Origin of the sequence: Rhodococcus sp. MEB064, from assembly GCF_000834565.1 — a bacterium.
GTDB lineage: Bacteria > Actinomycetota > Actinomycetes > Mycobacteriales > Mycobacteriaceae > Rhodococcoides.
Genome location: NZ_JXQS01000058.1, coordinates 228022 through 253548, shown reverse-complemented (window position 1 = coordinate 253548; position 25527 = coordinate 228022). Strand labels below are relative to the sequence as shown.

26 protein-coding genes are annotated in these 25527 nt (G+C 67.6%); 13 read left to right on the top strand and 13 right to left on the bottom strand.

The annotated features are described in order from the left end of the window. Positions 1-121 precede the first annotated feature (121 nt). The 4 genes from RU01_RS19815 (at position 122) to RU01_RS19800 (ending at position 4575) form a co-directional block, all read left to right on the top strand. The gene (locus RU01_RS19815) at positions 122-2383 is read left to right on the top strand and encodes a putative bifunctional diguanylate cyclase/phosphodiesterase (protein WP_042576276.1); all 2262 of its coding nucleotides are present in this window, start codon (positions 122-124) and stop codon (positions 2381-2383) included. A gap of 66 nt (positions 2384-2449) precedes the next feature. Beyond that, entirely contained in the window at positions 2450-3418 is a 969-nt protein-coding gene (locus RU01_RS19810; protein ID WP_042576275.1) for an NADPH:quinone oxidoreductase family protein, read from the top strand. Positions 3419-3459: 41 nt separating this feature from the next. Continuing rightward, positions 3460-3801, top strand: a complete 342-nt coding sequence (locus RU01_RS19805) for a carboxymuconolactone decarboxylase family protein (protein WP_082043273.1) — start codon at positions 3460-3462, stop codon at positions 3799-3801. Between the two features lie 9 nt (positions 3802-3810). After that, entirely contained in the window at positions 3811-4575 is a 765-nt protein-coding gene (locus RU01_RS19800) for a deoxyribonuclease IV (protein ID WP_042576273.1), read from the top strand. Here RU01_RS19800 and RU01_RS19795 read toward each other — a convergent pair. The 6 genes from RU01_RS19795 to RU01_RS19770 form a co-directional block, all read right to left on the bottom strand. Then, a complete protein-coding gene (locus RU01_RS19795; RefSeq protein WP_042576272.1) occupies positions 4561-5817 on the bottom strand; it encodes a multidrug effflux MFS transporter in 1257 nt (418 codons plus the stop codon). The genes RU01_RS19800 and RU01_RS19795 overlap by 15 nt on opposite strands. A gap of 62 nt (positions 5818-5879) precedes the next feature. Next, positions 5880-6356 (bottom strand): DUF309 domain-containing protein, encoded by a 477-nt coding sequence (locus RU01_RS19790; protein ID WP_042576271.1) that lies wholly within the window; start codon positions 6354-6356, stop codon positions 5880-5882. A 10-nt stretch (positions 6357-6366) separates the two neighbouring features. Further along, positions 6367-7314, bottom strand: a complete 948-nt coding sequence (locus RU01_RS19785; protein ID WP_042576374.1) for an aldo/keto reductase — start codon at positions 7312-7314, stop codon at positions 6367-6369. A 36-nt stretch (positions 7315-7350) separates the two neighbouring features. Then, positions 7351-7866: a VOC family protein gene (locus RU01_RS19780; RefSeq protein WP_042576270.1), complete on the bottom strand. Its 516-nt coding sequence runs from the start codon at positions 7864-7866 to the stop codon at positions 7351-7353. Positions 7867-8039: 173 nt separating this feature from the next. Beyond that, a complete protein-coding gene (locus RU01_RS19775) occupies positions 8040-9008 on the bottom strand; it encodes a DNA-3-methyladenine glycosylase family protein (RefSeq protein WP_042576373.1) in 969 nt (322 codons plus the stop codon). After that, positions 8956-9978: an oxidoreductase gene (locus RU01_RS19770; protein ID WP_042576269.1), complete on the bottom strand. Its 1023-nt coding sequence runs from the start codon at positions 9976-9978 to the stop codon at positions 8956-8958. The genes RU01_RS19775 and RU01_RS19770 overlap by 53 nt, the downstream gene beginning before the upstream one ends. A gap of 117 nt (positions 9979-10095) precedes the next feature. Between RU01_RS19770 and RU01_RS19765 the strand changes: the two genes are divergently transcribed. Further along, complete coding sequence (locus tag RU01_RS19765; RefSeq protein ID WP_042576268.1) at positions 10096-10581, top strand: ribonuclease H family protein; 486 nt, start codon at positions 10096-10098, stop codon at positions 10579-10581. Here RU01_RS19765 and RU01_RS19760 read toward each other — a convergent pair. Continuing rightward, a complete protein-coding gene (locus RU01_RS19760; RefSeq protein ID WP_042576267.1) occupies positions 10578-10844 on the bottom strand; it encodes a hypothetical protein in 267 nt (88 codons plus the stop codon). The genes RU01_RS19765 and RU01_RS19760 overlap by 4 nt on opposite strands. Positions 10845-10887: 43 nt before the next feature. Beyond that, a complete protein-coding gene (locus tag RU01_RS19755; RefSeq protein WP_042576266.1) occupies positions 10888-11415 on the bottom strand; it encodes a DUF4190 domain-containing protein in 528 nt (175 codons plus the stop codon). A gap of 116 nt (positions 11416-11531) precedes the next feature. Here RU01_RS19755 and RU01_RS19750 point away from each other — a divergent pair, with 116 nt between their 5' ends. Both RU01_RS19750 and RU01_RS19745 read left to right on the top strand, forming a co-directional pair. Continuing rightward, a complete protein-coding gene (locus RU01_RS19750; protein ID WP_042576265.1) occupies positions 11532-12347 on the top strand; it encodes an alpha/beta fold hydrolase in 816 nt (271 codons plus the stop codon). A gap of 46 nt (positions 12348-12393) precedes the next feature. Then, positions 12394-12789 (top strand): OsmC family protein, encoded by a 396-nt coding sequence (locus tag RU01_RS19745; RefSeq protein WP_042576264.1) that lies wholly within the window; start codon positions 12394-12396, stop codon positions 12787-12789. Here the strand turns inward: RU01_RS19745 and RU01_RS19740 are convergent, their stop codons facing one another. Beyond that, positions 12790-13140 carry a DoxX family protein gene (locus tag RU01_RS19740; RefSeq protein ID WP_042576263.1) on the bottom strand — a complete coding sequence of 117 codons (351 nt, stop codon included), beginning with the start codon at positions 13138-13140 and terminating at the stop codon, positions 12790-12792. A 265-nt stretch (positions 13141-13405) separates the two neighbouring features. Here RU01_RS19740 and lon point away from each other — a divergent pair, with 265 nt between their 5' ends. Then, positions 13406-15727 (top strand): endopeptidase La, encoded by a 2322-nt coding sequence (lon, locus tag RU01_RS19735; RefSeq protein WP_042576372.1) that lies wholly within the window; start codon positions 13406-13408, stop codon positions 15725-15727. Positions 15728-15850: 123 nt separating this feature from the next. Next, positions 15851-17725: an ABC transporter ATP-binding protein gene (locus tag RU01_RS19730; protein WP_042576262.1), complete on the top strand. Its 1875-nt coding sequence runs from the start codon at positions 15851-15853 to the stop codon at positions 17723-17725. Positions 17726-17733: 8 nt separating this feature from the next. On the opposite strand, the gene RU01_RS19725 is transcribed toward RU01_RS19730, so the two are convergent. Together RU01_RS19725 and RU01_RS19720 are read right to left on the bottom strand one after the other, a co-directional pair. After that, positions 17734-18942 (bottom strand): lipase family protein, encoded by a 1209-nt coding sequence (locus tag RU01_RS19725; protein ID WP_042576261.1) that lies wholly within the window; start codon positions 18940-18942, stop codon positions 17734-17736. A gap of 189 nt (positions 18943-19131) precedes the next feature. After that, positions 19132-21417: an ATP-dependent DNA ligase gene (locus RU01_RS19720; RefSeq protein ID WP_042576260.1), complete on the bottom strand. Its 2286-nt coding sequence runs from the start codon at positions 21415-21417 to the stop codon at positions 19132-19134. 108 nt (positions 21418-21525) lie between these two features. On the opposite strand from RU01_RS19720, the gene RU01_RS19715 reads away from it, so the two are divergent. Continuing rightward, positions 21526-21954, top strand: a complete 429-nt coding sequence (locus RU01_RS19715; protein WP_042576259.1) for a type II toxin-antitoxin system Rv0910 family toxin — start codon at positions 21526-21528, stop codon at positions 21952-21954. 24 nt (positions 21955-21978) lie between these two features. After that, a complete protein-coding gene (locus RU01_RS19710; protein ID WP_042576258.1) occupies positions 21979-22953 on the top strand; it encodes a pyridoxal-phosphate dependent enzyme in 975 nt (324 codons plus the stop codon). 3 nt (positions 22954-22956) lie between these two features. Here the strand turns inward: RU01_RS19710 and RU01_RS19705 are convergent, their stop codons facing one another. Together RU01_RS19705 and RU01_RS19700 are read right to left on the bottom strand one after the other, a co-directional pair. Next, a complete protein-coding gene (locus tag RU01_RS19705; RefSeq protein ID WP_042576257.1) occupies positions 22957-23364 on the bottom strand; it encodes a hypothetical protein in 408 nt (135 codons plus the stop codon). Continuing rightward, positions 23357-23737, bottom strand: a complete 381-nt coding sequence (locus RU01_RS19700; RefSeq protein ID WP_042576256.1) for a hypothetical protein — start codon at positions 23735-23737, stop codon at positions 23357-23359. Before RU01_RS19700 ends, RU01_RS19705 begins: the two co-directional genes overlap by 8 nt. 187 nt (positions 23738-23924) lie before the next feature. Between RU01_RS19700 and RU01_RS19695 the strand changes: the two genes are divergently transcribed. Both RU01_RS19695 and RU01_RS19690 read left to right on the top strand, forming a co-directional pair. After that, entirely contained in the window at positions 23925-24449 is a 525-nt protein-coding gene (locus RU01_RS19695) for an MSMEG_0572/Sll0783 family nitrogen starvation response protein (RefSeq protein WP_042576255.1), read from the top strand. Positions 24450-24459: 10 nt separating this feature from the next. Then, positions 24460-25527 carry an MSMEG_0568 family radical SAM protein gene (locus tag RU01_RS19690; RefSeq protein WP_042576254.1) on the top strand — a complete coding sequence of 356 codons (1068 nt, stop codon included), beginning with the start codon at positions 24460-24462 and terminating at the stop codon, positions 25525-25527.

The window sequence follows — 25527 nt, the reverse complement described above, 5'->3', positions numbered from 1 at the left end:
TTGCAGAGGGGTATCGACGCTATCCTGACGATCGGCCGTGGCGCGCGCCCGGTTGGCAGTACATTGAACGTGTATTCGCGCTGGTTTTCGACTGTGTACTCGGGGTCACGAGAGAGGGAACATGAACTCGGTGTCCTCGCCGTCCAGATCCATCGCGCCCTCCGCATTTCTCGCGCTGGGGTCCACGGCCATCGCGGTCTATGCGTTTCTTCCCGTCGGGATCCTCGCCAGCGCTGTGTACTGCGTGATCGCGGTCGCCGTCGTCGCGGCCGTTCCCGTGGGGATCCTGTCGGGCCGCAAGGTCAGCGCGCACTCGTGGTGGCTCATGGTCGTCGCACTCGGCTTGTGGGTCGCGGGAGATATCTACTACGGCATCGCCGAGAACACCTCGAGCGTGACCACTCCGTCCCCCGCGGACATCGCCTACGTGGCCGGTTACCTCCTGATCGGGTTCGCTCTCGTGTCCGTGCGAAGCGAAGGCACACCGATGCTCGGATTCCCCGACATCCTCGAAGCGGCGATCATGACCGCGGGCGTCGGTCTGGCGTCGTGGGTGTTCGCGTCGGGAAACAAGTATCCGGACGCGTCGATCTGGCTCGGGATCTTCTACACCGAATTCGACGTGTTCCTGCTCGTACTGGTCGTGTTCGTGGTCCTGCACCGTCGCGCCGGCTCCCCCACGCACTGGTTGCTCGGCTCGGCGATGGCGCTGATGGTGATCGCGGACTACGCGTCGTACGTGCTCGAGGCGGACGGCGTGATCACGACGCGGGTCCTCAACATCTGCTGGCTGGCGTCGTACCTGCTGTTCGGAGTCGCCGCGTTGCGGAAGGACGAACGTCCGCGGGTGAGCACGATCAGCAGAGCGCGAACCGGCATGACACGCCTGGTGATCCTGACGACCGCGGTCGCGATGACGCCGATCGCGATGAGTGTGCAACTCGCTCGCGGTGTGCCCGTGACGCAGTGGGGACCCGTCCTGGTCGTCGCGGCGTCCGTCATCGTGGCCCTGGGTGCCCTCCGGATGTGGTCGTTCCTGGCTCTGCTCCAACGTCAGTCGGCCGCGCTGCGGCGTGCGGCGGACACCGACATGGTCACCGGGCTGGCCAACCGTGCACTTCTGGGCCGCCGACTCGGGGAAATCCTCGGGCCCACCGGTCGTGACGGCGTGGCCCTGGTGTTGATCGACCTCAACCGGTTCTCCGACATCAACCAGACCTTCGGCTACACCGTCGGTGACCAGGTTCTCGCCGAGATCGGACACCGTCTGACGTCGCTCGTCGGCCCGGACGCACTGGTCGCACGACTCGGCGGCGACGAGTTCGCGGTCGTCCTCCCCGGCCCCTCCGACCGACACGACGCCGTGGCGACTGCGATGGCCGCGCAGCGCGCGGTGGGTGCACCCATGACTGTCCGCGACATCAAGCTCACCCTCGAGTGCTCCGTGGGAGTGGCGCTGTCCGCCGATCGGCCCAGCGTGGGGTCGGAGGAGCTGGTGCAGCGCGCGTACGCCGCCGTCGTGGCGGCCAAGACGCGGCAACCGAGACTCGCTGTGTGGGACCGCACGATGGACGTCGACCGGGTGGACCAGCTCCGGCGCATGGGCGAACTCGAGGACGCCATCGCGACGGGCGAACTCGAAGTCTGGTTCCAGCCACGTCTGGACCTGCGGACCGGACGGGTGTCGGGTCTGGAAGCTCTTCTGCGGTGGCGTCATCCGACGGAAGGCTTGCTCCTGCCCGCCGCCTTCCTGGCCAGCGCGGAGCAGACCGGCATGCTTCCGGCGGTGACCGCGTTCGTGTTGGACACCTCCATGGCGGCATGCCGCCAGTGGCGGTTGGCGGGCCTCGACGTCGACGTCGCGATCAATCTCTCCGTGCGTGACCTGGTGGACGCGTCGTTGGCGAACCAGGTGCAGACCTCGCTCGACCGACACCTCCTGCCGGGTTCGGCGGTGGTGTTCGAGGTGACGGAGACCTCGGCGATGATGGATCCGGAACGCTCCATCGACACCCTGGAAGCTCTTCGCTCACTGGGGGTTTCGATCTCGATCGACGACTTCGGCACCGGCTACAGTTCCCTCGCCTATCTCGCGTCTCTTCCGGTCCAGCAACTGAAGATGGACCGGTCGTTCGTCACCTCGATCTTCACCGACTCGGCGAATCTGGCCATCGTCCGGTCCACCATCGACCTCGCGCACAGTATGGGACTGCACATCGTGGCGGAGGGTGTGGAGGACGCGCGCACTCTCGGCGTCCTGCACGGGCTGGGGTGCGACGCGGTGCAGGGTTTCCACATCGCCCGTCCCGTCCGAGCCGACCAGGTCCTGGCCACCGTGCGTTCCGTGAACATCTCGACCAGCGCGGCCATCAGCGGAGTGTGACCCGTGCCGCACCGCCGTGGAGACCCTTTGTAACGTGGGGGCGTCGACCCGACGAAAGGACCGCTCGTGCGCGCAGTTCAGGTAAGCACTCTTCAGGGCCCCGAAGCCCTGACCGTGGTGGACATCGACGAACCGACAGGTGACGGCGTCGTGATCGATGTGCGAGCCGCCGGTGTCGCCTTCCCCGACGCGCTGCTCAGTCGCGGTCTCTACCAGTACAAGCCGGAACTGCCGTTCGTGCCGGGCAGCGAGGTGGCGGGAACCGTGCGGTCGGCGCCCGAGGGATCGGGCTTCGCTGCCGGAGATCGCGTCGCGGCCCTCACTGGATTCGGCGGCGGTATGGCCGAGGTAGCCGTGGTGACTCCCGATCTCGTCTTCGCACTTCCCGACGCGGTGTCGTTCGAGGCGGGTGCCGGCCTGCTGTTCAACGATCTGACGGTGCACTTCGCCTTGCGTCAGCGCGGTCGGCTCGCGCAGGGCGAGACGGTTCTGGTCCACGGCGCCGGCGGCGGCATCGGAACCTCCACGCTGCGGCTGGCTCCCGCACTGGGTGCGTCCCGCGTGATCGCGGTGGTCAGCAGCGAGGGAAAGGCCGAGATCGCCCGCGCTGCCGGAGCATCGGACGTCGTGATGCTGGACGGGTGGAAGGACACGGTCAAGGATCTGACCGGCGGCCGCGGCGTCGACATCGTCATCGACCCGGTGGGCGGCGACAGGTTCACCGACAGCATCCGCTCTCTCGCACCGGGCGGCCGATTGGTGGTCATCGGCTTCACCGGCGGCGACATCCCCACGGTCAAGGTCAACCGACTCCTGCTGAGCAACGTGGAGGTCGTCGGCGCGGGCTGGGGCGCATGGTGGATGAGCCGGCCCGGGTACACCGCGACCCAGTGGGCCGAGCTCGAACCCCTCTTCGCCTCGGGTGAGCTGTCGGCTCCGGAACCGGTGGTCTATTCGCTCGACGATGCGGGCGACGCCATCGCTTCTCTCGAAAACCGAACGGCTACCGGCAAAGTCGTGGTGTCGCTCGCGTGAGCGACGCGTACGAGGCCGGCTTGGCGGTTCGTCGCGAGGTCATGGGCGAGTCGTTCGTCACCACGGCTCTCGAGGGCAGTGCGGGCACCGATTCGGAAGCGTTGCAGACGCACGTCACCGAGCACGTGTGGGATGCGGTGTGGAACCGGCCGGGCCTGGACCGGCGCAGCAGGAGCCTGCTGAACATCGGCATGCTGATCGCGCTGCGCGCCGAACAGGAACTGGGCGGACACATCCGCGGGGCGTTGACCAACGGCCTCACGCGCGAGGAGATCGTCGAGTCGGTGGTGCACGCCAGCGGTTACTGCGGTGCTCCCGCCGCGCTGGCGGCCATGCGTGTGGTGCAGCGAGTGTTGGACGAGGAGCTCGGCCGGCTCGAGTAGGCTCGTTCCATGCGCATAGGTGCCCACGTACGTGACTCGGAGAACCCGCTCGGCGAGGCCGGCGAGTTCGACGTCGATCTGGTCCAGCTGTTCGTCACCGACCCGCAGAAGTGGAACAAGCCTGTCGTCGGCGAGGGCCTGGACGCGATCCACGCCAGCGATGTCGACGTCGTCGTGCACTCCTCGTACGTCATCAACGTCGCCAGCCTGAACAACCGCATCCGCATTCCGTCGCGCAAGGCGGTCGCACAGCAGGCCGACGTGGCGGCGGAGATCGGCGCGCTCGGAATGGTCGTCCACGGCGGACATGTCCGCGACGGGGAGGACCCGGCGGAAGGTGTCGCTAACTGGCGCAAGCTCTTCGAGCGTCAAGCGGAGTCGGGCGGATTCGCGGTCCCGATCTGGATCGAGAACACCGCGGGCGGCGACTTCGCGATGGCGAGGCACTTCGACGCCATCGCCCGCCTGTGGGACGCCGTCGGAGAGTTCGGTGCAGGCTTCTGCCTGGACACGTGCCATGCCTGGGCCGGCGGTGAGGACCTGGTCGACGCTGTCGAGCGGATCAAGGCCATCACCGGACGCATCGACCTGGTCCATCTGAACAATTCGCGCGACGAGTTCGACTCCGCGCGGGACCGGCACGCGAACCTCGAGAGCGGTGAGATCGATCCACAGCTTCTCGCGGCGGTGGCATCCGCGGCAGGCGCCCCGATCATGCTCGAGACGCCCGCCGACGGAATGAAAGCCGACGTGGCGTTCCTACGCGCTCTCTGACTCCGACTCGGTCTCGGACCGGACGCTCGCCAGCGCGAGCAGTGCGATGGTGGCGCCACCGGTCATCGCGATGGCCATCGCAGGACCGTCGTTACCCAGGACGCCGACCAGAGGTGCGATGAGCGCACCGATACCGAACTGGGCGGCACCGAGAAGTGCGGCGGCGGTTCCGGCTGCCTCGCCGTGGCGTGAGAGCGCGAGTGCCGGCGAGTTGGGCATGACGAATCCGGCGGACGCGAGGACGAACAGCACGGGAACCATGAAGCCGACGATCCCGCCGAAGCCTGTGGTCGTCGTGACGATGAGCGACGCTCCGGACAGGGCCATCGCGACGAGGGCGACCGTCACGATGCGCTGGGGGCTGAACCGTTGCAGAGCCAGAACATTGAGCTGCGACGCGCTGATCAGCGCCACGGCGCCGATGCCGAACACGAGGGCGAACTGCTGCTCGCCGAGTCCGTAGCCGTCCTGCAGGACGAACGAACTGCCGGAGATGTAGGCGAACAGTGCCGACATGCCCAACCCGGCCACCAGGACGAGCACGACGAATCGTCGATCACGGAGCAGCGAGCCGTACGTCCGCAGGACAGGGACGAACTCCGGCGGCCGACGGCGCTCCTGCGGCAGGGTCTCCTTCAGCAGGAAAATGGCGACGAGCATCAGAGCCACACCGGCGACGGCGAGACCGGCGAACACGCCGCGCCACGACCCGTGGATCAGCACCAGGCTGCCCAGGCTGGGGGCGACGATCGGTGCGACACCCATGACGAGGACGAGCCGGGACATCACGGTCGCGGCGGCTCTGCCGTCGAAGAGGTCACGCACGATGGCGATGGCGATGACCATCGCGGCCGCGGCGCCGAAGCCCTGCAGTGCGCGCATGAACCCGAGGACCGCGACGTTGGGCGCGATCATGCACAGCAGAGACGCCGCGATGTGCACGACGGTGCCGGCGATCAGCGGCCGTCGACGGCCGAGCGAATCGGAGAGTGGTCCGATGACCAACTGCCCGACCGCAAGACCGATGAGCGTTCCCGTCAGCGTGAACTGGACGGCGGCATCCGTCGAGCCGAGGTCGGTCGTGATCGCCGGCAACGCCGGTAGATAGACGTCGATAGTCAGCGGTCCGAGTGCGACGAGCGCACCGAGAACGAGAATCGTGCGCAGAGTCGAGGGGCCTGGCACGGTGGCGGTGTGCGCCGCCGTGCCGGTGTCGGTCGTGAGGGTGGGGTTCGTCGTCACCCGGGGTGCAGCACCGCCGAGCGCCGATGTGTTCCCGCCCCGTGTGACGGCTGGGTGAACAACTACCCGCGTGTCAGCTCCGGGACGGTCGGCTGCGGCACCTCGCCGCGGCTCAGCGCTGCCGACAGCGAGTCCGCCCACCCCATCAGACCTGCGACGTCGATGTCGTGCGGCGCATCCGGATAGGTGCCGATGCGGTCCCTGCCCTGCGTCAACAGCGACGCGGCACCGACGACGTTCCCGCGCATCAGGTGGGTGAGACCCACCGCGAGTTGGGCGAGGCCCTGCCACAACTCGCGCTCGTGGGGCTCGGAGATCTTCCACGTGCCTTCGAGGATCTCGTGGGCATGGAACGGCTTGCCCTCGTCGAGCAGCTGCTGCGCTCGCACGAGTGACTGCGCGGGTGGCAGCTGCACATCGTCGGGGATTCGATCCACGCCCTCGGAGCCACGCGGCAAGGGGCGACCGAGGCCGTCACGAGGACGAGCGTTCTGAGCCCGTCCCTGCGGATTGCGTTCGCGTTCCTCCGCGCGTCCCATCCCGCCGACGCTACGCGCCGACTTTGTCCGACAGTGCGGTCAGACGGTCGAGCTCGTCTGCAGTCAACGACAGAGCAGGAGCATCGGTCAGCGAGGCGAGCTGGTCGATCCGGCTGGCACTCGCGATGGGAGCCACGATGCCGTTGCGGGACAGCAGCCACGCGAGAGCGACCGTCGGAACGGCCGTGTCGTGCGCCGCGGCGATGTCGGCGAGTGCACCGACCACGTCGAGCCCTTCGTCGGTGAAGTAGCCGGAGGTGATGCTGGAGCGGGGAGTTCCCTCGATGTCCTCACGTGTGCGGTACTTGCCGGTCAGGAATCCCGAGGCCAGGGCGAAGTACGGGAACACACCCAGCTGGTTCTGCTCGGCGAGATCCATCAGATCGGGCTCGTAGCTGCGGCGGTGCACCAGGTTGTAGTGCGGCTGCAGCGCCACCGGCGCGTCGAACCCCTCGCGTCGGGCGATGTCGATCCACTGCTGTGCTCGCTCGGCCGTGTAATTCGAGATGCCGACGTAGCGCACCTTTCCGGCCTTGACCAAGGCGTCGAACGCGGCGACCGTCTCCTCGAGTGGAGTGTTCTCGTCGTCGAAGTGCGCGTAGTAGAGGTCGATGCGGTCGGTCTGCAGACGCTGCAACGACGCGTCGGCTGCGGCAGCGACCGTGCTCGCGGCCAGACCCTTGAACTGCGGGTGCTGGCTGACCTTGGTGGCCAGGACGACATCGTCGCGCCGACCCGTCGAGGTGAACCAGTTCCCGATCACCGTCTCCGACTCGCCGCCCGAGTTGCCGGGAGCGAAGGCCGAATACGAGTCCGCGGTATCGATCAGCGAACCACCGGCTCCGAGGAAGGCCTCGATGATCTCGTGTGATGCCGTTTCGTCGCTGGTCCACCCGAAGGTGTTGGCGCCCAGCGCGAGGGGGAAGACGTCCAGGTCAGAAGTTCCGATACGCGTCATGTTCTGTGCAACGCGGTCCACGCGACGCTATTCCTGTCACCGCGCCGGGCTGCTGACTCCGATGCCGCCGAGGGTATCGGCGCCGTAACGAGCGAGCTCCGCGTCGATGTCGAGTGCGGCGAGCGTGCTGCGACGGTCGATGACCTCGGCGTCGATGCGATCCGCGGGGACGAGCCACGCGATCTCGAATTCGATGCCGTCGGGGTCCTGTCCGTACAGGCTCTTCGACGTGGAGTGATCGGTCGCACCGACCAGTGCCCCCGCTGCGGCCAGTGCGTCGCGGATTCCGACCAGGTCGTTCAGCGTCTGCACCTCCCACGCGAGGTGGTAGAGGCCGACGGTGGACCGTCCCGCCGAGGGTGCACCCGCGGCATCGCCGATGGAGAACAGGCCCAGATCGTGGTCGTTCGCACTGTCGGGTGCCTGCAGGAAGATCGCCCTGTCGCCCATCCGGTTCACGACGCGGAAGCCGAGGACGTCGGCGTAAAACTGGGCGCTCCGCCCGGCATCGCGGACGTAGAGAACGGCGTGGTTGAGGCGAGTGATGGCCATCGGGTGTCCTTCGGGTCGAGGTTGACTTGAAGCTTCAACTCAGACCGTACTCCGGTTGTTCCCGTAGCCGTGTGTACACCGCCTGCGTGAACCGAACACCCGCTCCTGCGTGCGGGAAGGGGTGTGCGCTCACCAGCAGCGGTGTGCGCACACCCGTCCAGCGACAGGCGCGCTCAATGCAGCCGGTGATCGGTCACCTGTGTCCTGGGGCCGAACTTGGGCCGCACGGCCGTGCCGCTCACCTCCAGCAACCGCACTGCCCGGTACCGGTGCGGACGAAGGGGCGCCAGGTACTCGACCATGGCCTCGTCGTCCATGGGAGCGCCGGTGAGTGTCCACCCGATCACCGAGGCCAGGTGATAGTCGCCGACGGACAGAGCGTCGGTGTCTCCGAGCGCCCGTTGCATCACCTCGGCCGCAGTCCACGCCCCGACACCGGGTACGACTCGCAGCCGCCGCTCGGCGTCCTCGCGTCCCATCGTCGTGATCTGTTCGAGTTTGTCGGCCAACTGCGCGCTCCGCACAATGGTCTTGGAACGTTTCGGGTCGACGTTGGCGCGGTGGAATTCCCACGACGGGATCCGTCGCCACACCTCCGAGGGCGGCGGCACCCGCATGCCGCGTGGCGCGGGACCCGGCGCCGGCTCACCGAACGTGGACAGGAGATATCGCCACGACGCGAAGGCGGCGATGCCGTGCACCTTCTGCTCCAGGATTGCCGGTACGAGCGCTTCCATGACCCGGCCGGTCCTACCGATGCGCAGGTGCGGGAAGCGCCGGTGAGCCTCGGCGAGCAGGCGATGCTCGGGCTCGAATCCGGAGGCGTCGTCCTCCAGTCCGACGAGGCCCGGGAGTGAGTCCAGGAACTCGGCGGCCCCCGGCCCCCACGCCTCGCACGTCACCTCGGTGCGGCCGGCCTGTCGGATGCGGTATGTGACAGGTCCCGTCGGGAACCGCGCTGTCCGCCAGATCGACCCGTCGGTGTCCACGCGGTGGGTCGGATCGCCGGCGCCACGTCGGTGCGGCGACAGCGAATACCGCACGCTCAGCGGGTGCTCCGAGGTCAGGACGATGTCCACCGCGACCCGACTACTGGACGCGGACGAGGGTGCGACCGGTGTTGTCACCGGCGCGCAGGGCATCCAGAACTGCCTCGACGTCGTCGAGAGCGACCTCCGTGGTGACGTCCGCGAGACGGCTCGGGCGGAACTCGTCGGCCAACTCGCTCCACAACGTGCGTCGAGCGGCGATGGGCAACTGCACCGAGTCGATGCCGAGCAGCGCCACTCCGCGGAGGATGAACGGGAGCACCGTCGTCGACAATCCCGGACCGCCGGTGAGTCCACTGGCCGCGACGGCCCCGCCGTACTTCACCGTGCTCAGCACGTGCGCGAGGGTCTTGCCTCCGACACAATCCACCGCGGCCGCCCACTGCGCCTTGCCCAGCGGGCGCGGCTTCGCGTCGGGATCCTCCGGCAACCGGCCGATGATCGAGGACGCGCCGAGCGTCGTCAGCAGGTCGTGAGCGGACTCCTTGCCCGTGGATGCGACGACCTCGAAGCCGCGGTGCGACAACAGGTCGACGCTGACCGATCCGACGCCGCCGCTCGCGCCGGTGACCAGCACCGGACCGTCCTCGGGAGTCAGTCCGCGTGCCAGCAGCGCCTGCACGCTCATGGCGGCGGTGAATCCGGCGGTGCCGATGGTGGCCGCGTCCGCTGTGGAGAGTGCGTCGGCGAGCGGGACGACCCAGTCCGCGGGAACGCGGGCGTACTCGGCGTATCCACCGTGGCGGCCGGTGCCGATCTCGTAGCCGTGCGCCACGACGCGATCTCCGACTGCGATCGAGTCGTCGCTCGAGGAGACGACGACGCCGGCGAGGTCGATACCGGGAACGATCGGATACTCGCGCACCACACCGCCCTTCGGCGTGACGGCCAGGGCGTCCTTGTAGTTCGCGCCGGAGTACTCGACACGGATCGTCACCTCACCCTCCGGGAGGAACGACTGGTCGACGGTCTCGAAGCCCACGTCGATCCGGTCCCCCGACTCGCGGGCGACCAGCGCGCGGAAAGTGTCGCTGGTGGAAAGGCTTCCGGGCTGGGTGCTCACGGTGGGAACTCCTCGATCGACGGGTGGCGGCCGACATCGAGACTATGCCTGCCGAGCCGCGGCGTCGTACGGCGCGGGACCACAGGATTGTCGGTGGCCGCCCGTACTGTCTCGAGGGTGATCATCGTGAGTACCGACGGTTCGTGCCTGAAGAACCCCGGCGGAGCCATCGGCTGGGCCTGGGTCGACCACACCGGCCCCAGTGCCTCCGGTGGTGAAGCGTCGGGCACCAACCAGATCGCCGAACTGCGCGCGTTGTTCGAGGCAGTCCAGGCGCATCCCGGGCCGGAGCCGATGCTCATCGAGTCCGACAGTCAGTACGCCATCAAGTGCGCGTCCGAGTGGCTCGTGGGATGGAAGCGGAAGGGGTGGCGTACGTCGACGGGCGCCCCCGTCCGCAATCTCGAGCTGGTCCGCGCGATCGATCGGGCGATCACCGAGCGTGAGGGGCCCGTGCGGTTCCGCTGGGTCCGCGGCCACGTCGGAAATCAGTTCAACGAGATGGCGGACGAACTGGCGGGAATCGCGGCACGCGAGATCCGCGACGGAGTCCTGACGCCGTCCGAGCCGGTCGGCGCACAGGAGCCCGTCACGCTGTTCTAGTCCTGGCGCGAGGTCTGCTTGTCGTCCTTGTCGCCGGCGGTCACGTCGCGCGGACTCGGCGTGGGTAGATCCTTGCCCTCGTCCACGGCGGCCTCACTGCGATCGAGGGTCGGCGCCGGCTCGGCCTCGGCATGGTTGTCGAACTCGCGGATCGCCTCGTCCCGCTCACCCGAGCTCTGAGCGGTATCGGCTCCCGTTCCCTTCGATTCCTCACGAGGATCGATGGACGCGGTATCGACGGGGGTGTCTGCAGAATCGCTCATACGTCGGGAATGCCCTGTCGAGCCGGCGGTCAACCCTGCGCGGTCACGGCGTCGGCAACGGAGTGATCGTTACCGAGAGCTGCTCCTGCAGGTTGCCGGTGAAGTCGCGCGCACACTGTTCCCGTCGGGCCTGGTCCCCGCCTGCGTCGGCCACGCACGATGCGAAGTCCTGACCGCCCACAGCGTTGAACACCCAGACACTCAGCGCGATGAACACTGCTCCGCCGATGATTCCCAGGATGCCGAGGACTATGCCGGTGGTCGCAACTCCGCCGTTCGTGGCCTCGCGGCGCTTGACCCGGCCACGTCCGATGACGCCGAGGATCACAGCGATGATGCCGAGCAGGATGCCGAAGCCGAACGTCCAGAACGCGAGAATGGACAGGATGCCGAAGATCAGCGCCGCGATGCCGAGACCGTTCTTCGGAGCGACCGGCGGTCCGCCGTACGCAGGCTGGCCGTACTGCGGATCCTGGCCGTACTGGGGGTACTGAGGCTGCTGTCCGTACTGATTGCCGGGATAGTTCTGATCATCCGGGCCGGGTTGTCCCGGGTACGCGGGGCCGCTCATGGTGCCTCCTGACGTGCAACGTGGCTGGTCGGCTGCACTGTAACCCCGCACGGACCGACCCGGCGCAGGTGTGACCGCACCGTTACCGACGACTCGGCGCGGGGTATCCGCTGTCGATGAGCACCGTGACCGTCAGCGATGGAACAGTCCTGCATTACCGAGAGCAGGGCGCCGGCCGTCCGCTCGTCCTGCTGCACGGCTGGGGATTCAGTGGGGAGTTCTTCTCCGGCAGCATGGATCGGTTGGCGGAGCACTCCCGGGTGATCGCGCTGGACATGCGGGCGCACGGTGGTTCGGAGGATCCTGGCCACGGCTACCGCGTTTCGCGTCTGGCGAAGGACCTCTTCGACGTTCTTGCGGCACTCGACCTGGCCGACGTGACCGTGCTGGGCTGGTCGCTGGGGTGCCCGGTCATCTGGTCGTACCAGGAACTATTCGGCAACGAACGTCTCGCGCAGGCCATCTATGTCGCCCAGACTCCCCGGCAGTACCGCACCCCGGAATGGTCGCTGGCTCATACCAGCATCTTCGACGATGCATCCCTCGCTGCCGTCCAGGGCCGAGTTCTCTACGACCGCGACAACTTCGATGCGGAGCAGCTGGACGAGATCACGGCGACGGACCTCCCGGCCGACCGCGTCGAGATTCTTCACGCAGAAATGGCGAAGATGTCCGGCGCGGCCCGGAACGCGGTGATGGCCGATCACACCCATCACGATTGGCGGGACCTGTTGCCGACGCTCGATCTTCCGTCCCTCGTCATGGTGGGCAAGCACGACAAGGCGTTCCCGTGGGAAGCGGCTCGCTACGTCGGCGACACCGTTCCGGGAGCACGCACGGTCCTCTTCGAGGACAGCAGTCATGCGCTCTTCCTCGACGAACCGCAGAAGTTCGAGGACGAGGTCGTCGCGTTCCTGGCCGAACATCGGTGACGAACGCCCTGGTTTGCATCCCCCTGTTCGCGGACACCCGAGACGTATGAGTCAAGACCTGTACACCGCTACTGTCACTGCTACCGACGGATCGATCTCCTCGAGCGACGACGTGCTGTCCCTGGACGTCCACGAGCCGTCCGACCTCGGTGGGCCGGGCGGAGCGACCAACCCCGAGCAGCTGATGGCGGCTGCCCTGAGCTCCTGCCTTCTCGAATCGCTGCGCATCGCCGTCGGTACGGCTGGTGGATCACTCGACGGTGCAGCCGTCGAGGGCCGCGTCACCCTCTCCAACGCCGACGGAGCGGGCTACGACGCCGCATACCAGCTGGCCGTCACCCTTCCAGGCGTCGACAATCCGGGGGATGTGCTCGAGCAGGCGCGATCGATCTGCCCGTTCCTCAAGTCCGTCACCGGTGTGGATGTAGCCCTGAAGAGCTGATCAGGCGGTGACGAGCCGCAGAACGAGTGCCGCGACGGACACGACGGTGAGGAAGGCCGACGGCCCGATGCCCGCCGTGTCCTTCACTCGCAGATGTGCGACCACGGCGCCCACGAAGTAGAGAATGACCCCGATCGCCGCCGCGACGCCGATGGGCCAGACGAACAGTCCGATGACCAGGCCGACCGCGCCCGCGATCTCGAGGTACGCCAGGACCGGCACTCTGTTCGCGGGCACTCCGACGCTGTCCATGATGGGCATGACCGACGCGCTCTTGGTCAGCTTGCCGATCGCAGAGAAGGTCAGTGCGACGGCGAGGAAAATCGTGACGACATACAAAGCGATGGTCATTGGTGTGCCTCCCGGTCGGCTGGGTCGCCGGTGGAAGACTATGCCCTGACACATTCCTCTTCCCGCGGCCGTTCCGTCTTACCGTGGTTGCTGCAGTAGCAGCGGAAAGACGGATTTAGCGCGGGAATGACGCCAGGGGCGCCGGAGCAGGCAGTGCGCCGGCCGTTCACACCGTCCTGTACGCCTCCAGCGAACGTGCTCACCAGCGGGAACACGCGGGCGCATCGATAAGTTGAGCTGATCACGCGCAACCTTGGAGGACCCCATGAGCGAATCGACTCGCTTGCCCGTTCTGTTCCTGACCGACCCCGTCGTCCTGCCCGGCATGGTTGTGCCGGTCGAACTGGACGATGCTGCCCGCGCTGCGGTCGACGCCGCGCGGACCAGCGCCGACGGCACTCTGCTGATCGCCCCACGACTGGACGACCGCTACCCCGCCTACGGCGTCGTGGCGACGATCGTGCAGGTCGGACGTCTCGCGACCGGTGAGCCGGCTGCGGTGCTGAAGGCGGAGAAGCGTGCGCACATCGGCACCGGCGTCAGTGGCCCCGGCGCCGCTCTGTGGGTGGAGGCCGAGCCGGTGTCGGAACCGGAGCCGACGGAGGCCGTACGCACTCTCGCCGCGGAGTACAAGAAGCTCGTTCTGGCCATGTTGCAGCGCCGTGAGGCGTGGCAGGTGATCGACTCGGTGAACAAGCTTCTCGACCCGTCCGCGCTGGCCGACACAGCCGGCTACGCGTCGTGGCTCACCGATGTCCAGAAGCGACAGTTGCTCGAGACCCCGGACGTGGCAGCACGATTGACGGTGCTGACCGAGTGGACCACCGACCACCTCGCCGAGGTCGAGGTGACGGACAAGATCGCCGGCGACGTCCGCGACGGCATGGAGAAGACGCAGAAGGAATTTCTGCTGCGTCAGCAATTGGCCGCGATCCGCAAGGAACTCGGTGAGGGTGAACCCGACGGTGCCGACGACTACCGCGGCCGCGTCGAGTCCGCCGAGTTGCCGGACGCGGTGCGTGAGGCCGCGCTGCGGGAGGTCGGTCGGCTGGAGCGGTCCAGCGACCAGAGCCCCGAGAGTGGCTGGATCAGAACGTGGTTGGACACGGTGCTGGAGCTGCCGTGGACGGTGACCACCGTCGACACCACCGATATCGAAGCGGCCCGTGCCGTGCTCGACGCGGATCATCACGGCCTGGACGATGTGAAGGACCGCATCACCGAGTACCTCGCCGTGCGCTCGCGCCGCGCTGAACGAAGCATGGCAGTGGTGGGTGGACGTGGTTCCGGAGCCGTCATGGTGCTCGCCGGTCCTCCCGGTGTCGGCAAGACGTCCCTGGGTGAATCGGTCGCGAAAGCCCTGGGCCGCAAGTTCGTTCGCGTCGCGCTCGGCGGCGTCCGCGACGAGGCGGAGATCCGAGGGCACCGGCGCACGTACGTCGGTGCGCTGCCCGGTCGGATCGTGAGGGCCATCGCCGAGGCAGGATCGATGAACCCCGTGGTGCTGCTCGACGAGATCGACAAGATCGGATCGGACTTCCGCGGGGATCCCGCCGCGGCACTGCTCGAGGTGCTCGACCCCGCGCAGAACCACACGTACCGAGATCACTACCTCGACCTGGATCTGGACCTGTCGGACGTGGTGTTCCTGGCCACGGCCAACGTCGTCGACCAGATTCCGACGGCACTGCTCGATCGTATGGAGCTGGTGACCATCGACGGCTACACCGAGGACGACAAGGTGGTCATCGCGCGGAACTACCTGTTGCCGCGCCAGCTCGAACGTGCGGCGATGACGGACTCCGACGTGGCCGTCACCGACGCGGCGCTGCGCAAGATCGCCGCCGACTACACGCGTGAGCCGGGTATGCGTCAGTTCGAACGACTGCTGGCGAAGGTGCTGCGCAAGGTCGCCATCGAACTGGCCACCGGTGAGCGGATGCTGACGGTGGACGAACCGGATCTCCGCACCTACCTGGGTCGACCCCGATTCACGCCCGAGGTGCACGAACGCACCGAGGTTCCCGGCGTGGCGACGGGTCTCGCCGTGACCGGTCTCGGCGGGGACGTGCTGTTCATCGAGGCGAGCTCGACGGGCGACAAGGCCGGGCTCACGTTGACCGGCCAGCTGGGCGACGTGATGAAGGAGTCTGCGCAGATCGCGCTGTCCTACGTCCGGTCGCACGCGGAGCAGCTGGGTGTCGACCCGGCAGCGCTGGACAAGGCCATCCACATCCACGTTCCTGCGGGTGCGGTGCCGAAGGACGGCCCCTCGGCCGGCGTGACCATGGTGACCGCGCTGGTGTCCATGGCGACCGGACGGCCCGTGCGGTCCGACGTGGGCATGACCGGGGAGGTGTCGCTGAACGGCCGGGTCATGCCGATCGGCGGACTGAAGCAGAAGTTGCTGGCCGCCCAACGTGCCGGACTGACGACGGTCTTCGTCCCGTCCCGCAACGAGCCGGACCTGGACGACGTGTCGGCGGACGTGCTCGCTGCGGTCGAGGTGCGCCCGATGTCGGACGTCGCCGATATCGTCGCCCTGGCGCTCGAACCCCGTGCGGAGGACGCGGCCGCCGCAGCGTGACGGCGGAATGACGGGGAGCTCGCCGAGGTTGTCACGGACAGTTGCCCCACAGGCAGACGACCTCGCGATGCGACCCGGGGGGACCACGCACCAGAGGCGCCGAACGAGCAAGGGGGATTCCCGATGAGTATGGAAATGACCGCGTGGAACCAGATGTATCGGTCCATGCATACCGACGACAAGGGCAGACGTCCGTTCTCCCGCGTCACGGTGCGCCGGATCATGGTGTTCGCGCGGCCGCTCCGCACGCTGCTCATCGGATTCCTCGTGCTCAGCGTCGTCGCGGCGGTCCTCGCCGTGGCGACGCCGGTATTGGCCGGCCGCGTGGTCGACGCCATCGTGCAGGGCAAGGACTATCGGATCGTCCTGATCCTGGCCGTCGTCATCGCGGTCGTGGCGCTCCTCGACGCGGGGACGGGCCTGGTCAACCGCTGGCTGTCGTCGCGTATCGGGGAGAACCTGATCCTCGATCTCCGCACGCGGGTGTTCGACCACGTGCAGAAGATGCCGATCGCGTTCTTCACCCGCACCCGTACCGGCGCGCTGGTGAGTCGGCTGAACAACGACGTGATCGGTGCGCAGCGCGCGTTCAGTGGAACGCTCTCCGGCGTGGTCAGTAACGTGGTCACGTTGCTGCTGACGCTGGTCGTGATGGTCGGCATCTCCTGGCAGATCACACTGCTCGCGCTCCTGCTCCTCCCGGTGTTCGTCCTCCCCGCCCGACGGATGGGCACCCGGTTGGCGCGTCTGCAGCGGGAGGCCGCTGCCCACAACGCGGCCATGTCGACGCAGATGACCGAGCGCTTCTCCGCGCCCGGAGCGACACTCATCAAGCTGTTCGGGCGCCCCGACCACGAATCGTCGGAGTTCGCGCTGCGTGCAGGCCGAGTCCGCGACATCGGCGTTCGGTCGGCGATGGTGCAGACCGTCTTCGTCACGACGCTGACTCTCGTCTCGGCTCTCGCGCTCGCGCTGGTCTACGGGCTCGGAGGGTTCTATGCATTGCGCGGCCAGCTGGACGCCGGAGCCGTCGTCACGTTGGCGCTGCTGCTCACCAGGTTGTACGCACCGTTGACAGCTCTGGCGAGCGCGCGCGTCGACGTGATGAGCGCGGTCGTCAGCTTCGAGAGAGTGTTCGAGATCCTCGACCTCGATCCGCTGATCACGGATGCGCCCGATGCCCGGACGGTTCCGGAGGGTCCTGTCACCGTCGAGTTCGACGACGTCCGGTTCGCCTACCCGTCGGCGGACAAGGTGTCGTTGGCATCGCTCGAAGACGTGTCCGTGCTGGATTCGCGCGGCGGCGAGGAAGTGCTGCACGGAGTGTCGTTCCGCGCAGAGCCGGGCAAGATGGTGGCCCTGGTCGGGTCCTCGGGTGCCGGTAAGTCGACCATCGCACAGCTGGTCTCACGGTTGTACGACGTGGATTCCGGGGCCGTGCGGATCGGCGGTATCGACGTGCGAGACCTGACGGCGGAGTCGATCCGCCACACCGTCGGCATGGTGACGCAGGACGGGCACCTCTTCCACGAGACGCTGCGCTCCAATCTGACATTGGCGCGTCCCGATGCGACGGAGGACGACATCTGGTCCGCGCTCCGACGCGCACGACTCGAAGACCTGGTCCGATCCTTGCCCGACGGGCTCGAGACCGTGGTCGGTGAGCGCGGCTACCGCTTCTCGGGTGGAGAGCGCCAGCGGGTCACCATCGCACGGCTGCTGTTGGCTCAGCCGACTGTCGTGGTGCTCGACGAGGCCACGGCGTCGCTGGACTCCACGTCCGAGGCGGCGGTGCAGGAAGCACTGTCCGAGGCCCTGGTGGGTCGGACGTCCATCGTCATCGCTCACCGTTTGTCCACCATTCGCGCGGCGGACCAGATCCTGGTGATCGAGGACGGGCGGGTCGCGGAGAGCGGGACGCACGCGGAGCTGCTGGCCCGGTCGGGTCGCTACGCGCAGCTGTACCGCACGCAGTTCGACGAGCCCGTCCGGGCCTGAGCAGCAGCTCAGCAGGTGCTGGGCGCCGGGAGTCGGGCGAACCGGTCGTTCAGCCACTGCAGTGCTGCCGGCAATCCGAGCAGCGCAGCGCTGAGGTGGTCCGGGCTGGGTGTGAGCAGCGTCTGCACCGGGGTTCCGGCGCGGCAGTACCGGGCGGTGGAGCTGTCGATGGCGTCGACGGGGATCAGCGCGTCGGTAGGGCTGTGCCACTCGAAGATGGGCGCGCGGGGAACTCCGGGGTAGAGCTCGACGCTGTTCTCCTCCACCACGGCGCGTCCCTGCGGATCCGCGAAGACCGACCTGTTCGCGGTGATCTCCGCGGCGCTGTGGTTGGCACCCACGGACAGGATGTCGTTGGTGCAGGAGTTGGCGATCTGGTTCATCATCGACGTGCCCTGGGGAGTCAGGCTCTGCGACACCGGCATCCGGTCCGGGTACTCGCGGCCCAAGCCGATTGCCGCGGCGAGCGCGAGCCCGAACACGGGGTGAGGGGTGTTCTCGCCGAGCATGTAGGCCATCTTGACCAGGTTCATCGGAACGCCGCCCTGCGCGCTTCCCACGATGTCGAGCTCGGGTGCGTACGACGGTGCCAGTGCGGCAGCCCAGGCTGTGGCCATGCCACCACCGGAGTAGCCGCCCATGCCCACGGGACTGTTGCGCAACTGCAGCGGCTCGAAGTTCTTGGCGGCGCGGATGCCGTCGAGGGTGATCTGACCACCCATCTTGGCGGCGCCGTATGCACTGTTGGGGCCGAGGTGATCGGGCATAGCCACCGACCAGCCGCGGGAGAAGACGACGTTCAGCGCTGCAGCGTCGCGGATGACGACGTTCGGATCCTCCGAGTACAGCGCCTGCGACGGCGCGCACTTGAGGCCGAGTGCGTTGACGATCTGCTGGTACGACAGCAAGGGGCCGTCGGGGGCCTTGACCTGCGGGATGAACACCGTGGTCACGCCGACGATGGGATTGCCCTCGCCGCCGGTGCTGCGGAAGGCGAGCTGCCAGGTGTTCACGCCGACGAAGTTCGGCGGATTCGGCATCGGACGGCTGGCCAGCACGGTGCCGGGAGCGAGGCCGGAGATGTCTCCCGGCGCCGAGTAGAACGGGTCGGCGTTGGGGATCGGATATTGCGCATCGGCCGATGCGGTGCCGGGAAGTGCGGCTGCGAACAGCGCCGCAGTGACGGTTGCCAACACGAGGCGACGAATGGATCTCACAGAACACTCCTACGAACCGACTGTGCGGTTATCGAACGACAGATGCATTGAACACCGCCCGAGCGTCTGACTCCACCCGAGTTACCGACGCCCCCGCCTCGTTACCGAACCGTAAACAGCCACGCCGACGTAGGCAACCAGTAGAAGCGGTTCCTGTGTAGGCTCCAAAGTTCTTCGTTTCGCGTGTGGTCAGGTTTCGCGCCGCACATCCGCGATGCTCTTGTCCTCGCGCAGGCCCCGCCAGCTCGGATGCCGCAACGAACCGCCGTCGGTCCACTCGAAGAATCGGACCTCTCCGACCAGGGTCGGTGTCACCCATGTCGCGTCCCGACGATCGGCCGTCGGCAGTGGCCGGTCGAACGGGGACGTCTCGACCACCGTCGGTGTCAGCACGTCCAGCAGCTCGTCGCGCTGACGCGCCGTGAACCCGGTGCCGACGCGTCCCACATAGCGCAGGCCGTCGTCCGACGGGATGCCCAGCAGCAGCGATCCGATACCGCCGCTGCGGGACCCCTGGCCGGCTCGCCACCCGCCGATCACGACCTCCTGCGTGCGCCAGTTCTTGACCTTGATCCATGCCGAGCTGCGGCGACCGACCTCGTACGTCGATTCCCGGCGCTTGGCGACGATGCCTTCCCAGCCGCGCCGCTCGCTCTCGGACAACGCCCCGGCGGCCGTCCCCGGCATCAACGCAGACACCGTGACCGTCTCGAGCCCGGACAGCAGGAGCTCGAGAATGCGCCGCCGGTCGGAGAACCGTTTGCCCGTCAGGTCCGTTCCGTCCAGGTACAGCACGTCGAAGCAGATGAACTGCACGTCGTCCGGATGCGCGTCCTGCAGCATCTGGAAGCTGGTCACCCCGTCCTCCCGGTAGACGACGGCCTCGCCGTCGAGGACGACGGCGTGATCGCTGAGATCGGCCGCCAACGCCGCGATCCCTGCGTAGCGACGCGTGAGGTCCTGCCCCGTCCTGCTCTCGAGCACGATGTCGCCGTGGTCGATCGTCGCGACGACGCGGACGCCGTCCCATTTCCCCTCGAACGACCACTCGTCCGCATCGAGCCCCGCCAGGTCGCCGGGGGAGGCCAGCATCGGGCGGAGATGCTTGGGGAGGTCCGCAGCGGGCTGATCTCCGGCGGACCCGGGTCGAGGTTTCATCCTGTGGACCAGCCACTGGTCCCCGTCCGTCCGGATCAGGGCGTACCGGCCGGTGATGCGTGAGCCGGTGAGCTCGACGATGACCTCGTCGTCCCTCCACTTCTCGGTGGTGAAGGTGCCGTGGTCCCACACGGTGACCTCACCGCCGCCGTATTCACCCTTCGGGATGGTGCCTTCGAAGTCGGCGTAGTCCATCGGGTGGTCCTCGGTGTGCACGGCGAGGTGGTTCTTCTTCTCGTCGGTCGGGAGGTTCTTCGGCACGGCCCAGGACACCAGGGCCCCGTCGTGTTCGAGTCGGAAGTCGTAGTGCAGGCGCCGCGCGTGGTGTTCCTGGATGACGAAGACGGGGTCGGTGGCGTCCTTCTTCTCGGTGCGTGTGGGGACGGGTTCCGGTGTGCGCGAGGCAGTTCGCTTGCCTCGGTACGGGCCGAGCGAGTCGGTGTCGGGCGTGGGATCGATCTCCGGGTCGAGTGCCGCGAGCAGGTCGCCGTCGCGGCGGTATCGCTCGAGGACGTCCTCGAAGCTCAGCTGTGCGAGGCCGCCCCCAGAGATCTCGTCCCAGGTCCGTGGTGCGGCAACTGTCGGCCGGCTACGTCCCCGCAGTGAATAGGGCGCGATGGTGGTCTTCTTGCCGTTGTTCTGACTCCAGTCGAGAAAGATCTTCCCGGGCCGGACGGCTTTCGACATCGAGGCGGTGACCAGGTCCGGCATCCGCTCTTCCAGAAGCGTCGCAACGCGTTTCGCGACCGTCGACGCGCCGGACGACGACACGGGTTTGTCCAGGGGGACGTAGAGGTGAATTCCCTTGCTGCCGCTCGTGAGGGGGAATGCGGTCAGTCCGATGCCGTCGATCATGCTGCGCACTTCGAGCGCGACCTCCGCGCAGGTGTCGAGGTCGACCCCCTCGCCGGGGTCCAGGTCGAAGACGATGCGCGTCGCCTTCCCTTGCTCGTCGCCCTCGAAACGCCATTGCGGCACATGGGCTTCCAGCGAGGCCTGTTGTCCCAGCCATGCCAGATCCGCGGCGGTGTGGAACACCGGGTAGACGACCACTCGGTCGGAATGATGCAGACGACGACGGTCCAGCCAGTCCGGTGCGGACGCTGCCAGGTTCTTCTCGAAGAACGCTCCCGACTCGACGCCGTTCGGCCAGCGTTTACGGGTGACGGGCCGCCCCGCGAGGTGAGGCAGCATGGCGGGGGCGATCTCGACGTAGTAGTCGATCACCTCGCCCTTGGTGGTGCCGGTCTCGGGGAACAGCACCTTGTCCACGTTGGTGAGCGGGATCCGCTGCCCTGCGACGTCGAGCGATGCCATGACGCCAGGATAGGTTGCACGCCCGCCATGGTGGGTATGTTCGAGACGGTGACCGGGGCTTCCCGGATCCATCCTGCAAGCATCACCGCACCAAGGAATGAGGACCGCGTGGCCGGAGTGAACGTGTCGGTGGAATCGACGATGACACCGGACGAGGCATGGGCCAGGGCGTCCGACCTGTCGAGTTTCCAGGAGTGGATGACCATCTTCGGCGGGTGGCGCGGTCCCGTGCCGACCACCCTGAGCGAAGGCGTGACCATCGATTCGCTGATCAAGGTGAAGGGTTTCCGCAACGTCATCACGTGGACCATCACCGAGTACGACAAGCCCTACGAGATCGCGCTGCTCGGAAAAGGCAAGGGCGGCATCAAGATCGATCTGAAGATGTCGGTGGCACCGAAGGATGCGGGCTCGGAGTTCACGCTCGACGCGAACTTCCGCGGTGGTTTGCTGTCCGGGCCGATCGGTGGGGTCGTTGCCAAGGTGCTCGAGTCCGACGTGCGTGACAGCGTCACCAATCTCGCGAAACTGGGTTAGACCACCCCGGCCGGAAGGTCCCCGATGACTGCTCCTCGCGACGATCGACGTGTCCGACTCGCAACCTGGCCGACGCCCCTCGAACCCGCGCCGCGGTTGTCCGAGTCGATCGGCCTCCGGGCCGGCGATCTGCGACTCAAACGAGACGATCTCACGGGACTCGGAGCGGGCGGCAACAAGATCCGCAAATTGGAGTGGACGGTGGGGGCTGCGGTCGCCGACGGTGCCGACGTTCTGATCACCACCGGTGCGCCACAGTCCAACCACGCGCGGCTGACCGCGGCCGCGGCCGCCCGGCTGGGGCTGGACTCGGTCCTGGTGTTCCCGGGTGATCCACGACCGTTCGTGGGGAATCTGCTGCTCGACGCGCTGCTGGGCACCGACATCGAGTGGATCGGTCCGATCGATGGCGGGTCCGACACGCAGACCGAGCTCGATGCCGCAGCGCAGCGGGTCGCCGACAGGCTGCGACGGCAGGGTCGGCACCCCGCGATCATTCCGTTCGGTGGCTCGAACAGCGTCGGTGCACACGGGTACCGGCTCGCGGGGCACGAGATCCTCGAGCAGGCGCCGAACGTCGACCTGGTGGTGTGCGCGGTGGGGTCCGGCGGCACGATGGCCGGGCTGGTCGCCGGCCTCGGAGCCGATCACGTGCTGGGTGTCGACACGGGCGCGGTGCCCGATGCGGCAGATCGCGTGCGGCACATCCTGGGCGGCATGGACGGCGTGTCGGCGACGGCTGCACTGCGTATCCGCACCGATCAGGTGGGTGCCGGCTACGAGAGCCTCGCTGCGGGAGCCCGGCACGCGTCGACGATCTCGGCGCGCACGGAGGGCCTCGTCCTCGATCCGACCTATTCTGCGCGGGCACTCGCCGGACTCGTCGCGGCAGTCGCCGACGGCGACGTCGTACCCGGAACCGACGTCGTGTTCCTCGTGAGCGGTGGTCTACCCGGCCTGTTCGGCCATCCGCAGGCGCAGGACCTCACCGTCGACTGATCGTCACGGCCGTCCGTCGGTTCTGCGCAACCACCACAGAGCGGCGATCGGCAGGATGACCGGAATGAACACGTATCCGGATCCGAAGTGCGACCACACGGTGGGCTCCGGGAACTCCTGCGGCACCACGTAACTCGCGATGGACACGCCGATCACGCCGACGATCTCCACGATGCACGACACGGTGGCGATCCGGCGCGACACCACGGACGCTCGCGCCAGACAGACCGTGCCGACGATGTAGACGAGGGCGGCGAACGCCGAGAGCAGGTACGCGACGGGAGCATCGTCGAACCGGGTGCCGATCTGCACGGCGGAGCGTGACGCCGCCGCGACGGAGAACAGGGCGTACAGCGCGATCAGCACGCGCCCCGGCCCGGAGCGGGTCGCCGTCTGCAGGGAGTCAGGCATGGCCGGCCCAGATCTGGTTCAGGCGCAACACCATGACGGCCAGCGTCAGCGTGACGACGATCAGTACGGCCGTTCCGCCGCGGCTGCGATCTCCGAGGGACCACCACACACCGATGGGCAGCAGCAGAGCGAGCCCGACGAGGTAGGCGCCGAAGGTGACGGCGTGCACGTCACGGTCGGTGGTGGCCAGGGCGACGAATCCGACCACGGCCTGCGCGATCACCAGAAGTTCGATGCCCACGAGGAAGCGGAAGAACACGCGGTCGCTGCGGTTCGCCAGCAGGAGGGCCTTGTTGCGGACCAACTTCACCATCGCCCAGACGGCAGCGACGAGTGGCAGCACGTAGAGGGCGACCGTGATGGGAGTGAACATGGTGTCCTCAGTTTATCCCCGTCCGATTCGTCCCCCGGACGGCGGCGCATGTGTCCTGCGCGTTACCCGAGTGAGCAGGACGAAACCGGGCGTTGTTCCGCGGGTGACCATCCGGACATCGGTCGCGCTTGTACTTGTGCGTAGAGACGGATCGTCTCCCTCGCTCCCTCATCCTCGGAGGTTTCCAGTGGCCGCGTTCGATCAGACCATCCTCGACAACATGTCCGCTTCGCTCGCCGAGATCCCGCACCCGTCACTTCCCAAGGGCAGCAACATCTATGGCGGGACGAAGATCTTCCCCGACTACAAGGCGGAGGACGGGGAGTCCTACTTCACCCTGGTGCACGGTATCGCACACGAGTCGTCGGTCAGTTTCGTCGCGGTGCTCCAGGCCACCCGCGCCCTGCGCAAGGGGTACGAGTCGGCGATGTACTTCTACGGTCCGGGCGCGATCAACTGCCTCGCCACGCGCGGCTTCCCGACCACCGGGGACTCCGGCTTTCCCGGTGAGCAGAACATCAACGACGCGTTGGCGACGTTCATCTCCGAGGGCGGCACGGTGTTCTGCTGCCGCTTCGGACTCGCGCTGCACGGCGGCCGCGAGGAGGACTTGATCGAGGGCGTGATTCCCGCGCACCCGCTCGACGTGCAGGACGCGTTGATCCACTACGCCCGCAAGGGCGCGATCATCAACTCCACCTACATGGTCTGAGGCCGGTCCGATGTCCGTCACCCAGACCAGGAACCACCGCGTGGACCTCGCTCTTCTCGGTATCCGCGGCACTCCGCCCGTGCGGCGCACGGCCGGCGCGGGACCCAGCGACGACGGTCATGTCAGCATCGACGGCCTGGGCGCCGCGTTGCCGCGCAACCCGTCGAGTCCGTACGTCCTGGACGGCGACCGGGTCCTGTTCGACGGCGACGACATCGGATTGGACATCGCCGCCATCGATCGGCCGGCCTTCTACGACCTGACGACCGACGAGGGCGTCCCTTACGAGAAGCTGGCCAAACTGCACGGCAAGGGCGTCCTGGCGACGACGGTGGTGCAGACCTGCATCCGCTACGACGAGTCCCAGCGGTGCCGGTTCTGCTCCATCGAGGAATCGCTGCGCAGCGGCGCCACGGTGGCCGTCAAGAAGCCGGCCGATCTCGCCGCCGTCGCCGAGGCCGCGGTGCGGCTCGACGGCGTCACGCAGATGGTCATGACGACGGGCACCTCCGCCGGCACCGACCGTGGAGCGTTGCATCTGGCGCGCTGCGTCCGGGCCGTCAAGGCGCGGGTCCCGGAGTTACCGATCCAGGTGCAGTGCGAACCTCCCGGTGACCTCGCCACCATCACGGAGTTGTACGACGCGGGTGCGCGGTCCATCGGTATCCACGTCGAGTCGCTCGACGAGGACGTCCGCCGGGCGTGGATGCCCGGCAAGGCGTCGGTACCGCTGGACGACTACCGCGCAGCATGGGTCGAGGCTGTCCGCGTCTTCGGCCGCAACCAGGTGTCGACGTACCTGCTCGTCGGCCTCGGTGAAGATCCGGACGAGCTGGTGGCGGGGGCCGCCGAGCTGATCGAGATGGGCGTCTATCCCTTCGTCGTCCCGTTCCGTCCGCATCCCGGCACGCTGGCAGTCGACGTCGACGGTGCCCGCGCACCCTCGTCGGAGCTGCTCACGGACGTCAGTACGAGGGTCGCCGAGGCGCTTGCCGACGCCGGAATGCTGGGCACCGATCAGAAGGCCGGATGCGCGGCGTGCGGTGCCTGCAGTGTGCTGCAGACGATGGGGGGCTGA